The sequence below is a fragment of the Cohnella sp. GCM10012308 genome (assembly GCF_042649185.1).
GTDB lineage: Bacteria > Bacillota > Bacilli > Paenibacillales > Paenibacillaceae > Cohnella.
This window is the reverse complement of the sequence record NZ_JBHRYU010000016.1, coordinates 89,635-101,905: the sequence shown is the minus strand read 5'-3', so window position 1 is coordinate 101,905 and position 12,271 is coordinate 89,635. Positions and strand designations below refer to the sequence as shown.

The 12,271-nt window shown below is 53.7% G+C and carries 13 protein-coding genes; 10 read left to right on the top strand and 3 right to left on the bottom strand.

Features of this window, described 5'->3' with window-relative positions:
* The first annotated feature begins 60 nt into the window (after positions 1–60).
* Both ACFOTD_RS18125 and ACFOTD_RS18120 read left to right on the top strand, forming a co-directional pair.
* Positions 61–408 (top strand): VOC family protein, encoded by a 348-nt coding sequence (locus ACFOTD_RS18125; RefSeq protein ID WP_378121193.1) that lies wholly within the window; start codon positions 61–63, stop codon positions 406–408.
* Between the two features lie 86 nt (positions 409–494).
* Complete coding sequence (locus ACFOTD_RS18120) at positions 495–2,168, top strand: CotH kinase family protein (protein WP_378121191.1); 1,674 nt, start codon at positions 495–497, stop codon at positions 2,166–2,168.
* A gap of 89 nt (positions 2,169–2,257) precedes the next feature.
* Here the strand turns inward: ACFOTD_RS18120 and ACFOTD_RS18115 are convergent, their stop codons facing one another.
* Entirely contained in the window at positions 2,258–3,136 is an 879-nt protein-coding gene (locus ACFOTD_RS18115; RefSeq protein ID WP_378121189.1) for a helix-turn-helix transcriptional regulator, read from the bottom strand.
* A 137-nt stretch (positions 3,137–3,273) separates the two neighbouring features.
* Here ACFOTD_RS18115 and ACFOTD_RS18110 point away from each other — a divergent pair, with 137 nt between their 5' ends.
* The 3 genes from ACFOTD_RS18110 (at position 3,274) to ACFOTD_RS18100 (ending at position 5,579) form a co-directional block, all read left to right on the top strand.
* Complete coding sequence (locus ACFOTD_RS18110; RefSeq protein WP_378121187.1) at positions 3,274–4,197, top strand: phytanoyl-CoA dioxygenase family protein; 924 nt, start codon at positions 3,274–3,276, stop codon at positions 4,195–4,197.
* 141 nt (positions 4,198–4,338) lie between these two features.
* Positions 4,339–4,851 (top strand): GNAT family N-acetyltransferase, encoded by a 513-nt coding sequence (locus tag ACFOTD_RS18105; RefSeq protein ID WP_378121185.1) that lies wholly within the window; start codon positions 4,339–4,341, stop codon positions 4,849–4,851.
* A 113-nt stretch (positions 4,852–4,964) separates the two neighbouring features.
* Positions 4,965–5,579, top strand: a complete 615-nt coding sequence (locus ACFOTD_RS18100) for a hypothetical protein (protein ID WP_378121183.1) — start codon at positions 4,965–4,967, stop codon at positions 5,577–5,579.
* A gap of 66 nt (positions 5,580–5,645) precedes the next feature.
* Here the strand turns inward: ACFOTD_RS18100 and ACFOTD_RS18095 are convergent, their stop codons facing one another.
* Positions 5,646–6,632, bottom strand: a complete 987-nt coding sequence (locus ACFOTD_RS18095; protein WP_378121181.1) for an aldo/keto reductase — start codon at positions 6,630–6,632, stop codon at positions 5,646–5,648.
* A gap of 182 nt (positions 6,633–6,814) precedes the next feature.
* Between ACFOTD_RS18095 and ACFOTD_RS18090 the strand changes: the two genes are divergently transcribed.
* The 3 genes from ACFOTD_RS18090 to ACFOTD_RS18080 are packed head-to-tail and all read left to right on the top strand — an operon-like array spanning position 6,815 to position 9,396.
* Entirely contained in the window at positions 6,815–7,792 is a 978-nt protein-coding gene (locus tag ACFOTD_RS18090) for an AraC family transcriptional regulator (protein WP_378121179.1), read from the top strand.
* A 45-nt stretch (positions 7,793–7,837) separates the two neighbouring features.
* On the top strand, positions 7,838–9,145 hold the full coding sequence (locus tag ACFOTD_RS18085; protein ID WP_378121177.1) for a PQQ-dependent sugar dehydrogenase: 1,308 nt from the start codon (positions 7,838–7,840) through the stop codon (positions 9,143–9,145).
* Between the two features lie 32 nt (positions 9,146–9,177).
* Complete coding sequence (locus tag ACFOTD_RS18080) at positions 9,178–9,396, top strand: hypothetical protein (protein ID WP_378121175.1); 219 nt, start codon at positions 9,178–9,180, stop codon at positions 9,394–9,396.
* Between the two features lie 88 nt (positions 9,397–9,484).
* Here ACFOTD_RS18080 and ACFOTD_RS18075 read toward each other — a convergent pair whose 3' ends face one another.
* Positions 9,485–10,087, bottom strand: coding sequence for a cupin domain-containing protein (locus ACFOTD_RS18075; RefSeq protein ID WP_378121173.1), 603 nt, complete (start codon positions 10,085–10,087; stop codon positions 9,485–9,487).
* A 204-nt stretch (positions 10,088–10,291) separates the two neighbouring features.
* Here ACFOTD_RS18075 and ACFOTD_RS18070 point away from each other — a divergent pair, with 204 nt between their 5' ends.
* Together ACFOTD_RS18070 and ACFOTD_RS18065 are read left to right on the top strand one after the other, a co-directional pair.
* Positions 10,292–10,918: a L,D-transpeptidase family protein gene (locus tag ACFOTD_RS18070; protein ID WP_378121171.1), complete on the top strand. Its 627-nt coding sequence runs from the start codon at positions 10,292–10,294 to the stop codon at positions 10,916–10,918.
* A 90-nt stretch (positions 10,919–11,008) separates the two neighbouring features.
* Positions 11,009–12,103, top strand: a complete 1,095-nt coding sequence (locus ACFOTD_RS18065; protein WP_378121169.1) for a response regulator transcription factor — start codon at positions 11,009–11,011, stop codon at positions 12,101–12,103.
* The last annotated feature ends 168 nt before the right edge of the window (positions 12,104–12,271 follow it).

Sequence of the window (12,271 nt, the reverse complement as noted above, 5' to 3'; positions counted from 1 at the left end):
AGCTCGAATATTTATTGTAAATCGGGTGAACCGAAATGAGACGATAGAGGAGCTGTTATAATGATTAAGGGATTCGGCGGCATTTTTTGGAGAACGAAAAATCCGGAAGCCATTAAAAAGTGGTATGGCGAAACGTTAAAACTTGAATTCAACGATTGGAACGGAACCGTCATTAAGCCTCAAGCCGACAATGAGACGGCTTTTTCTTTTTTCAAAGAGGACGATGAATACTTTCCCGCAGAACAGCAAACGATGTTGAATTTTCAAGTCGAATCCATAGACGAGACGATTGCGCATCTGGGCCGAATCGGCGTGCCGCTCGCCAAGGAAAAAGAGAGCTCCGAATATGGACAATTTATTTGGATAAAAGATCCGGAAGGTCGGCTCATCGAACTTTGGGAGAAATGATTTAAGCTTCGCTAAAGGTTCCTTCCTTAAACTAAGCGCATCGCAGTCTTTCTGGCAAAGATCCGCTTAGTAAAGGAGATGCTCAATTGAAGATAACTACAATCGTCAAACATACCGGCTATGCGGTATTGTGCGCCGCCCTGTTGGCGGCATGCAGCCAGGGAACGTCGCAAACGTCGGGCGCTTCGACCGAAGCCGTTACAACGGCTTCAGCGAAAGCAGCAAGCGCGCAAACGTTAGGTTATGTCGGCGAAATCGACAAAACCAAGATCATGACGTTTTCCGTCGATGTCGATGAAACGAAGTGGCAGGAAATGCTGGACAGTGCGTCGGACAAGGAATACATCCCGGCCGACGTCACGATTAACGGGACGACGATCAAAAATGTCGGGATTCGGCCCAAGGGCAATTCCAGCCTGAAGCAAGTCGTGCAGGACGATACGACCGACCGATACAGTTTTAAAATCAAATTCGACGAGTACGTAGACGGCCAGACGTGGATGGGGCTCGACAAAATCGTCGTCAACAACATGCAGTCCGACAGCAGCTATATGAAGGAATACTTAAGCTATGACATCATGAGTTATATCGGCGTCGACGCTCCGCTGTTTGCGTTTGCGGATATCCAGGTGAACGGGAAGGCATGGGGCTTCTATCTGGCGGTTGAAGTGATCGACGACAGCTTCCTCGACCGGACGAAAGACGGCGAAGGCGAGGTGTATAAGCCGAACAACGACGGCGATGACGATAGAATGGGAGTCGGAGGCAACATGCCGGGCGCCCCCGATGCCGCAGATGGTGGAGCAAACGGCGTCGCAGCCGCGCAAAACGGGATCCCCCAAGCCGGCGGCAACGGAAACCGCGGTCCGGGCGGAGGCGGCATGAACGGCGCTCAGAACGGCGTTTCGCTCGTCTACACGGACGATGAGATCAGCAGCTATTCCGCGATTTTCGATAACGCCGTGACGAAGACGGATGAATCCGGCTACCAACGCGTGATCGCCGCGTTGAAAAACCTGAGCACAGGCACGGATCTGGCTTCGACGGTGGACGTGGATGCGGTGTTGAAATATTTTGCCGCGCATACCGTCGTCGTGAACATGGACAGCTATACCTCCAATATGGGGCATAATTATTATCTTTATGAAAAAGACGGCCAGCTCAGCATGCTGCCTTGGGATTACAATATGGCGTTCGGCGGGTTCCAGTCGGGGACGGCTTCCGACGTGGTCAATCAGGCGATCGACACGCCCCTCTCCGGCGTCAGCCTGGAGGATCGTCCGATCCTCGGCAAGCTGCTCGAAGTGCCCGAGTACAAGGAAAAATATCATCAATACCTGCAACAAATCGTGACGGGTTATTTTGCCGGCGGTAAGTTCGAACAGACGGTTGCAAGCCTCGATCAGCTGATCGGCAGCCATGTGGAAAACGATCCGAGCGCCTTCAGTACGTACGATGCGTACAAAGCGGCGGTTGCCGAGTTGTCGAAGCTGGGCGCGCTGCGGGCGGAGAGCATTCAAGGACAGCTCGACGGCAATATTCCTTCGACGACCGACGGTCAAACGGCCGACGCCAGCGCGCTGATCGACGCCTCCTCGGTGGATCTCTCCAAGCTGGGCAGCGGGATGGGCGGAGGCGGAAGGGGCGGCTTCGGCGGCGGGCAAGGCCGGTTCCCGAACGGGACGAACGGCGGCGGCCAAACGAATGCGCAGCCAGGAAGCGATCCCGTCGGACAGCCGACTGCTTCGCCTGCAAGCTAAATAGTAGCAGCATATTTTGCCCATAAGCAGAGCGCACAAAGGGACGATCGAAAAATTATCAGGCCGCCGGCGCAACCGGCGGCTTTTAGTTACACCTTATAAGTAACCAACGCCGAGCAAAACTGGGACAAACTCGTTCCCGTTTTTTTCTTGAACATTTTGCCGAACGTATGCACGTCCGCGTATCCGACAAGGGTCGCAATCTCGCTTACCGACAGATTGGTCTGCAGCGCCAGCTCCCTCGCTTTTTGAATGCGCACCCAGGTCAAATACTGCATCGGCGTAAGTCCGAATTGACGCTTGAACTGCACGATAATGTAGTTGCGGCTAAGTCCCGCGATCTGTTCAAGGTCGCTGTGCTGGACATTTTCCGCGTAATGCTCGCGAATGTGATTTTGCAGCAGCAAGAGCTTGGCTTTTATTCGCTCCTCTACCGTGGACCCGGTCGACGTTCGGTTCATTCCGGTCGCGGCTTCCCCGAGCGTCTCAAGCAACAGTCCTTGCGCTTGCAGCTGCGAGGAAATACCCGGCTGCCGATACAGATGCACAAGGCGAATCAGCTTTTTCTCGAGTTCCGTGCCCGCATAGTTGCCGAGCAAATGCAAGTCTCCGAACAACTGGTTAATCGGAAAGTCATGGTCTCCGAAATGAAAAACGAGGGAAAGACAAATATACGGTTCCCCCTCCAACGTTAGGATGGAGTGAAGCTCGCCGGGGCGGTGGAACAGCAGGTCGCCTTTGACTGTAGGATACGCATGCCCGCCAACCGGATAATCCGCTCTGCCCTCAACGACATATTGGAGCACGTATTGACCAATCGTCCGGTTATGAATCGCCCATCCCTTCGGAGCGTCAAACAAATGCGCCAGCGTAATATAGGGTGGAAACTGGAAGTCCGGTACATCCGGCGACATTTCGCTTAGAGACGTACTGCCCAAGGCCAGATGTTCCCGTTTCTCATCGCTCATCGTTATCGCCTCCTTTTCTATCGTATAACAAAGTGATTTTGGCAACAAGATTGAATGTCCCTGCCAAATACACCGGGCGATTTATTCGCTAAACTCTTACTCGAGAGCACAACCTAACGAGTAGAGGAGACAAAACGATGAGCAAATCGCAGATCGAAATGTTAGTTGCCGATGCGCGTACGCAAAGCAGCATCACGGAGGAGCAAGCCCAATTCTTTTTAGATAATGGATTTCTGGTCATTAGGGGCGTGCTTCGGGGAGAAGAGCTTGCGACCGTTCAAGCCGAGATGGAAAAGCAGGTGGCCAAAGGCGTGGCCGGCGTTCAGGACGACCCAGACTATATGTACGGAAAAGGCGGCAAAACCGGCCGCAACGTACTGCGCCGCGTCGAGTATGTCATCGACAAAAGCGATCCGATGAAGGCGCTTCTCGGTCACCCTTTTATACTGCGCTCGGTCGAGAAGCTTCAGGGCAACAACTTTATTCCAACCTGGGATTCGATGGTTCTTAAAATGCCGGATGAAGGCATTATCGTGCCTTGGCACCGGGATGCGGAAGTGCCGGCCGGCTGCGAAGACCCGAGGCCTATATTTAACGTCGACTTTTACCTGGATTCGGCGGATCTGGCGACTTGTCTCTGGGTCATTCCCGGCAGCAACAAGTGGTCGAAGGAGGCATGCCAAGCGCGGATCGAACAAGACGGAGCCGACCGGTTCAGCACGGAGGATGCCATTCCCGTTCCGCTTGAAGCGGGCGATGCCATTTTCCACGACATCACGGTGCTTCACGGCTCGCCCGCGGGAGACGGCAATCCGCTGCGCCGCACGGTCTACTACGAATTCCGCCCCGGCGAGATCGAATGGAATTTTGGACCGCATACGCGCGAATATCTCGGACTGAAGCAGCAGATGCTGCTCGAATGCTTGGACCGCAGAGCCGCCGCCTCTTATGCGCAAGGCGAAGAGCCTTTTGTTTACAAACCGGATGGGGAATTTGCGCTCGGCGAACGCACGGCGTTGGAGTCGTTCCGTTATCCGCACTTAAAATACTGGAGAGGTTAATGAAGGTTTTAACAATCTTCGAGGCCGGTGCATGGATGCACCGGCCTTTTTGCATCGATTGATGCGAACATGCAGAATCGTTAAAATGAATGAAGGTGGATAAGAGCTGTACAATGATTCAGGAAACGGGGACGGTTAGGCATGCTTGTGTTAAGAAACGTTCGACCCTCAGATCTGGAGCACCTTGTACGGATTGAAAACGAAGGGTTTTCCCAAGAGGAGGCTGCCACTAAGGAGGCCTTTGCTAAGCGGATTGCATTGATCCCCGATACATTTATCGTGGCGGAAAATGACGGAGAAATACTCGGTTATATTAATGGTCCCGTCATTGATCGACCGTACATAACGGACGACTTGTTCAAAGAAATCAAGGCGAATCCCGATAAGGGCGGGTATCAAAGCGTTTTAGGACTAGCCGTATCGGAGAAGGCAAGAGGGCAGGGCGTCGCAAAAAAATTAATGGACGCGTGGGAGGAACTTGCGCAAGAAAACGAAAGGGAAGGCGTTACGCTAACTTGCAAAGAAGAGTTGGTCCCCTTTTATGAAAAGCAAGGTTTTGCGAACCGCGGCCGATCCGAATCGCAGCACGGCGGCGTTATCTGGTACAACCTGGTCAAGGATCTGGCATCCTGCAACGACTTAAGATTTGGTTAATATAAAAGCATTAAATTTTAAGAAGTATATCGTATTGTCGAAACATAAGCACAATGCGCGGTCCTTGGCGCATGCGCTTGTCTCCCAATTACGGTTCGAAAGAAGGTAATGGCATGAAGCAAAACCGAACCCTGTACATCCCTGCAGCCATCTCGCTTCTCGCCGGCATTGCCTTGATTTTGTACGCATTTTCCGGCGTTGTCCACCCGGGGAGCGCTCACGGCGGACCGTCCCTCGGCAATGCGCCTCCCGGCATGGAGCGCAGAGAGCAAGGAAGCGAAGGCTTGTTCAGGACGTTAGGCACGATCGCCGTCTGGTGCGCGGCTGTCAGTTACGCATGGCTGCGATTGAAAAAGAAGCGTAGGTCTCCTTCGGCTTTAGTGAAAAAACTTGTTCCTCTGTTCAATCGGCTCCATCAACCGGTTGCTTATGCGGCCCTCGTACTGATCGCGGCTCACGGCATTTATTTTTTGACGCAGGCAGTCGTCAAGGACGACACGTATACAGGCATTGCGGCATTCGTGCTGCTGCTGACTTTAGCGGTCTACGGCTACCTGATCCGCCGCTTGAAGAGCAAGCATACGCGCAAAATCCATTTTGGGCTGGCAACTGCCTTTGGCGTCTTCGCGTTTATTCATGCCGGCGGCTCCGCTATAATCGCTGCGCTAAGCGTCGTCGTATTATGGGGACTGATTGAATTCGTAGAGCGAATGGCTTCCCGTACGTAAACAACGGGCATCATACAAAAACGCTTTGTACGGAGTAACCTCCGCACAAAGCGTTTTTAATTAGCGTTACAGGTTAACGCTGTTCATGGAAGCTTCCGGATAGCGCAAGCCAAAAGCCGTTCCTCGCGGCGCTGCGTCATCGATGCGAGCAAGATCCTCTTGCGTTAGCGCGACTTGCAGTGCGCCAACGTTCTCTTCCAGATACTTGATCCGTTTCGTGCCGGGAATCGGCACGATGTCTTCGCCTTGCGCCAGCAGCCAGGCAAGCGCTAGCTGAGAAGGCTCGCAGCCTTTCTCTGCGGCCAACTCGGCGACTCGTTCAACGAGATCCAGATTGCGCTGGAAGTTATCGCCTTGGAAACGCGGGGAGAAGCGGCGGTAGTCGTCCTCCGCCAGATCCTCGAACTTGCGGATCTGTCCGGTCAAAAAGCCGCGGCCTAGCGGGCTGTAGGGCACGAAACCAATGCCGAGCTCCCGGCATACGCTCAGGATATCGTCCTCGACGTCGCGGCTCCAGAGCGAATACTCCGTCTGCAGCGCAGCGATCGGATGTACGGCAGCCGCCCGGCGGATCGTAGCGGGCGCCGCTTCGGACAGCCCGAGGTAACGAACCTTGCCTTCGCGCACCAGCTCGGCCATCGCGCCGACCGTCTCCTCGATCGGCGTATTCGGATCGACTCTGTGCTGATAATAGAGATCGATATAATCGACGCCGAGACGGCGAAGGCTCGCTTCGCAGGCGGCTTTTACATATTCAGGACGGCCGTCGATACCCAGATACTTGCCATCTTCGCTGCGCACATTACCGAACTTGGTCGCGATTATCGCCTTTTCGCGCCGTCCCTTGAGCGCTTTACCGATCAATTCCTCATTTTTGCCAACGCCGTACATATCTGCCGTATCCAATAGGTTTATCCCCAGCTCCAGGGCGCGGTCGATGGTGCGCAGCGACGTTTCGTCGTCCCTGCCGCCGTAGAAGTCGGACATGCCCATGCAGCCCAGCCCAAGTGCCGATACTTCAAGGCCGCCGTTGCCTAACGTTCTTCTTTTCATATTCAATCCGCCTCTCTTGTACAAGTCTGTTGGACCAGCATCTTTATTATGCCTCGACCGACGCTGGATCGGGTAGCCGGATCGTGCCAAGTTGTTGCCTAAACCTCCAACCGATCGGCTGTCGGTGTCGTTCGGTGCTATAATGAATTTAACCACAATAGCCTTGCGACGGAGGGAAACTGATGCTGCAACCGCAAGTCACAGCCTCGCCAGGACATGCCGAGAGAGAAGAGCTTCTGCAAAAGAACGGCCTCGCATTCGTCGAAAAGCTTGCAGAGCTAGCCTCGTTGATCGAACGAAATACGGGCAGCGACGGGATCTATGATACGGCTATACCGTCGCTACGTCTGATTCGAAGCTCAAAGTCTACATTGCCCGTTCATACGATTTATGAGCCGGCAGTCGTAATCGTCGCCCGAGGCACGAAAATCGTCATGCTTGGCAGCGATAGCTATACGTACGGCCCTTCCGCGCATTTTGTCGTTTCGGTCGACCTGCCGGTTACCTCGCGGCTGCTGCAAGCTTCCGCAGAATCGCCTTACTTATGCCTGCGGCTCGGACTTGATCCGGCTCAAGTGCTGGAGGTCATTAAAGGTGCGGAGCTTGAGGGCGAGGATGCGAGGGAATTAAAGCGCGGGGCGTACGTCGATCGGACGAGTCCCGAGCTGTTGGACGCCACGGTTCGGCTCGTGAAGCTGCTGGATACGCCCCGGGAAATCTCTTATTTGGCGCCGCTGGTTATCCGCGAGATGTTTTTCAGGTTGTTAAGCGGAGGATACGGCGGCGCTTTCAAGCAGATCGCGCTGACCGGAAGCGGCACAAGCCGGATCGCCGGCGTCATTGCCCGCATTAAGCGTGACTTTGCAAATACGCTTCATATCGAAGAGCTCGCCAGAATGGCGCATATGGGCCCTTCGTCGCTGCATCGTTACTTCAAGGAAGTGACCACGCTCAGCCCGCTGCAATATCAGAAGCGGATCCGGCTGCAGGAGGCGCGCCGTCTGCTCCTGACCGAAGCTGTCGACGCTGCGGATGCCGCTTACCGGGTCGGCTACGAGAGCCCCTCGCAATTCAGCCGCGAATACGCTCGGTTGTTCGGCTTGCCGCCGATCAGCGATATTAGAAAACTGCGGGAAGAAACGGAGATGGGGATCGGCTGATCGTGTAACAGGCAGAAGACCGCTAACCGAACGGAGGGAGACGACGTGAAAATCAAATGGGGGCTGTATGTGCTGCTAAGCCTGGCGCTTGCAGGTGCTGCAGCTTGTTCGAAAGAGAGTGATGGAGGTGCGGGAATGCCCGGCGAATCTCCGCAGCGCTCGCAGCCGGCGGGCGGTCCGACTGGACCGGGTTCGAACGTTGGTGCGTCGGAAGGCGCCTCACCCGAAGGGAGCGGCAACGAAAGCGACGATCCTGGCGATTCGTCCGCGCGTGCGAACGTCAAGCTTACGCCTGTTTTCCAAGGGGTAAATTTGGACCGGCCGACGGCGATCGAGTCAAGGGGGGACCGTCTGTACGTGACGGAGCAGGAAGGGCGAATCGTCGCGCTCCGCGCGGCCGAGGCGGACAAAGGCGGAAAAACGGAAGCGGTGTTGGACCTGACGGACCGCGTTTATTCCAAGGGGACGGAGCAAGGACTGCTTGGATTGGCATTCGATCCTCAATATGAAGTCAACGGATTCATCTATGTAAACTATACGACCCGGACGAATACGGAAATCGCGCGTTATCGTCTACTTATGGAAGAAGAGACGGCGTCAGGCGGCGGGAAAGATGAAAAAGTGCTGTTGACGTTTAAGCAACCCTATGCGAACCATAACGGCGGCCAGCTTGCATTCGGCCCTGACGGCTACCTATATATCGGGACGGGCGACGGCGGCAGCAGCGGAGATCCGCAAGGCAACGGACAGAACAAGCAGTCGCTGCTCGGCAAGGTTCTGCGCATCGACGTTAGCAAGGCTGAAGGCGACAAGGCGTACGCGATTCCGGCGGACAATCCGTTCGCGAAGGGCGGCGGAGCAAAGGAGATCTATGCGTACGGTCTTCGCAACCCTTGGCGCTTCAGCTTCGATGCCGCCACCGGAGAGCTGTGGGCGGCGGACGTCGGTCAGAACAAGTTCGAGGAGATCGACAAGATCGTTAATGGCGGCAACTACGGCTGGAATCTCAAAGAGGCGGATCGCTGCTATAAGCCCGCAAGCGGTTGCGAAGCCGAGGCGAGCAAGGCGGACGTCATCGACCCCATCTGGTCCTACGGACGCGAGGAAGGGCAGTCTATTACCGGCGGATATGTATACCGAGGTGCGGCCATAACCGGTCTCGCAGGTTGGTATGTATACGGCGATTATGGCTCAGGGAAGATATGGGCGCTCCAAGAGGAGGCGGGAGGCAAGTATCACAACGAGCTCCTCCTGCAATCCGAGTTGAATATAACGACCTTCGGCCGCGACGAGCAAGGGGAATTATATCTAACCTCGGCCGAAGGCGGACTCTATCGGCTGGATTCGAGGTAAATGAAAGCCTGAACGGTGGGGGTGATCGAGAAATGTTCCAAAACTTGAAGCGAAAGGTCAAATTTGCGTCGCCTCCTCCGGTACGCATTCCGATTGAAGAGCAGCTCGCGAATCTTGCCGAAGTGGGCATCGCGCTAAACCCGAATATAGAAATAAGCGACTTATTAGAAAAAGCGGTTCTTATTGAAAAAACTCATTTTCATCCGTTAAACCGTCTGTTAAGCATCTTTATTCCTGCTGCTTCAACTTAATAATAATGCGTCTGTTTTGCGGCGAATGCTGCAAAGAGGAGCGGACGGCTAGGCCTGTCGCTCCTCTTTTTTAACGAATAGGAGAGCGCTAAGATCCGTTCCCGTTAGGACGTACCCCGTATTGAATACGAGGCTGCGATTGCGACGCGAACGTATTCCCGCAGCTGACGGGCGGTCCGATCGTCGTCGTTTCCTTAATTGGCGCAAGCGCGGCGGTAATAAGCGTCTCGTCCAGACAATAAGTATGCGCCAGCATGTTTCTTGGCGCGAGCCGCAGGAAATCCGATACGGCGATGAACTCGGGAACCGGGGCGTCAAAGATCGCGATAATATGCGTTTGATTTTCCGTCGCCATCTCCCAATGAAACCAGCCCTGGGGCACGAGGGCGACCTGGCCGGGCCTGAGGGCGAAGTTTCGCACTTCTTTGGTAAACGGATTTAGAATAGAGACGACGGCCGCTCCCGAGACCAGATAGACGAGTTCGGAAGCGTTCTGGTGGACATGCGGCTCCACCACGTTGCCCGCGGACATAAAAATATCCAGCAGCGACGCATTGCCGAGGGTGTTCAGCTGTTGAATGCCAAGCGTATTGATGTAGTTGGCGCTATCTTTCGTAAAAGTCCGATTTTGGTTGACGTCATAAGCAAATTGCACGTTAGGCGAAGTGAAATCCATATAAGAAACGGCCATTCGATATACCTCCTGTCTTCTCAACGCGCGTACTTTCCCCGTTTCTCACGATATGAGTCGACAGCTTGGCATATGTGTCAAACGATCGCATGATTTCCAGACTTCTGGTCAAGATAAGGGAAAATTAAACGGGGTATGTGGATGAGCCGCTTCCGATATATAGTTTGTGGTTTGCCGATCATTTTCATCTTGATCCAATCGTTAATGCCATTACATATCCATGCGAGTCCGGCGCTTCCGATCGTTAAAGATACCGGTATCGTTACGATTGAAGTATTTCCGCAGCGCCATAAGTTAATGGTATATCTGGATCATATCCCATACAAAAGCTTTCCGGTTGCGGTCGGCAATCCCTCCACGCCAACGCCCGTAGGGGATTATATCGTCACCTATAAGGGGAAAAATTGGGGTCCTTCGTTCGGTTCGCGTTGGATCGGCTTAAACGTGCCCTGGGGCGTTTACGGAATTCACGGCACCAACAAGCCTTTCTCCATAGGCCGGCATGCCAGCCACGGTTGTATTCGCATGCGGAATCGGGATGTCGAGGAATTGTACGAGATGATCCCCGTCGGAACGAAAGTAACCATATTCGGCCATGCGCTCGGCGAAGCGAATCAAGATTTGAAACCGGTAAGCGAAGGGGATGCCGGCGCAGTCGTTCAGCTCATTCAGAACCGCTTGCAGAGCGCCGGATATTACGACGGCCCCTGCGACGGCAGATTCAGATCTTCTACGACTATCGCGCTAAAAAAATTCCAGCGTCAGAACGGGATCGCCGCGAATGGCGTCGTCTCGCTAACCGTATATGAATTATTGGGTCTTTTAGAATGAAATGCATGGCGAGTGCATTCGCGTATTGTACGCCGGCCGTTTATCGTTTAGTCTCGAACTAGTATCGATCTGTCGAGGGGAGAAGCTGACATGATCCGAGTGCTTATCGTAGACGATTCCATGTTAATTCGCACTAGCTTGTCCAAGCACGTAACGGATTATAGCGATACGATGGTTGTTTCAGGAACCGCTTCCAATGGCGTTAAGGCACTGGAATGGCTGGAACTCTATTACGCGGATTTGTGTATCACCGATATTCGTATGCCGCTCATGGACGGGTTGGCGTTGATCGAGCAGATCAACCGGCTTTACCCCTGGATGAAGTGCATGGTCGTATCCAGCTACGACGATTTTCATTACGCGCAGCGCAGCATGAAGCTCTTTGCGCTGGACTATATTTTGAAACCGGTCGATTCGCGGGCGTTGAACGAGTCTCTATTCTCGGCGACGAGCCGTATGATGCAGGAGCGCAATCACGAGGCTGCCCAATTGATCTTGCGCAAGCTGCCCCTAAACCGGGCTTGGATGGAACGATGGATCGAGCAGATCCAAACGCTGCGTAGCGAGACGATGCCGCTGCTCATTGTCGAGACGCTCGAGCTATTGGAAGACTGGGCGGCCGGCAGCTATTATTTATTGAACGCGCTTTCTATTCTATGGCTTCAAACGGTCGTCGAAGAGCTGTCGAAGGGCAAGCTTCGAATCGAATGGGACGAGGACGAGGACGAGGATTTGGAGCTTCTGGATCCCATGCTGACGATTTCGTCAACGCGCGGCTATTTTCGCTTATGCGCCGTCAGAAGAATGGAACAAGGGTCTAATCGCTTGATAACGGCCATGCGGGGCATCCGCGACAATCAGTCGACCAAGGTCGTCGATGCGATGAAGCGATACATTCAAGTCCATTACGGCGAAAAGATGAACTTGCAGGATCTGGCCGAGCGGGTGTCGCATAATAAAACTTATATGTGTACCTTGTTCAAGCAAGAGACGAACATGACGGTCTGGCATTATATCGTCGCGGAACGGATGAATCATTCGCGCGACTTCCTGCTCAACTCGTCGTTAAAGGTATATGAAATCGCGAATCGCGTAGGCTACGAGGATGTCGATTATTTTACGAGAATATTCAAAAAGCACTTTGGACTCAGCCCGTTGGACTATAAAAAGCGTATGGAATCGTAACGATCGACACACCGCCCGGTGTGTCGATTTTTTTTGCGCAATGCGTCTCTCCCGCGATCAGGTTCTAAAAACCTGAATATCGTCAGGTGAAAACGAAAGCTGATCCGGTATTAGTAGATTGGCGATTCCCTTACAATATAATCCAGACCAGAAGGGAAGGAGTCGAAT

Excerpts from the sequence above, each read along its gene's own strand:
- ACFOTD_RS18115 (WP_378121189.1), bottom strand. The coding sequence starts at position 3,136 with ATGAGCGATGAGAAACGGGAACATCTGGCCTTGGGCAGTACGTCTCTA.
- ACFOTD_RS18080 (WP_378121175.1), top strand. The coding sequence starts at position 9,178 with ATGTTCCAAAACTTGAAGCGAAAGGTCAAATTTGCGTCGCCTCCTCCG.
- ACFOTD_RS18090 (WP_378121179.1), top strand. The coding sequence starts at position 6,815 with ATGCTGCAACCGCAAGTCACAGCCTCGCCAGGACATGCCGAGAGAGAA.
- ACFOTD_RS18100 (WP_378121183.1), top strand. The coding sequence starts at position 4,965 with ATGAAGCAAAACCGAACCCTGTACATCCCTGCAGCCATCTCGCTTCTC.
- ACFOTD_RS18070 (WP_378121171.1), top strand. The coding sequence starts at position 10,292 with ATGCCATTACATATCCATGCGAGTCCGGCGCTTCCGATCGTTAAAGAT.
- ACFOTD_RS18075 (WP_378121173.1), bottom strand. The coding sequence starts at position 10,087 with ATGGCCGTTTCTTATATGGATTTCACTTCGCCTAACGTGCAATTTGCT.
- ACFOTD_RS18110 (WP_378121187.1), top strand. The coding sequence starts at position 3,274 with ATGAGCAAATCGCAGATCGAAATGTTAGTTGCCGATGCGCGTACGCAA.
- ACFOTD_RS18095 (WP_378121181.1), bottom strand. The coding sequence starts at position 6,632 with ATGAAAAGAAGAACGTTAGGCAACGGCGGCCTTGAAGTATCGGCACTT.
- ACFOTD_RS18105 (WP_378121185.1), top strand. The coding sequence starts at position 4,339 with ATGCTTGTGTTAAGAAACGTTCGACCCTCAGATCTGGAGCACCTTGTA.
- ACFOTD_RS18125 (WP_378121193.1), top strand. The coding sequence starts at position 61 with ATGATTAAGGGATTCGGCGGCATTTTTTGGAGAACGAAAAATCCGGAA.
- ACFOTD_RS18065 (WP_378121169.1), top strand. The coding sequence starts at position 11,009 with ATGATCCGAGTGCTTATCGTAGACGATTCCATGTTAATTCGCACTAGC.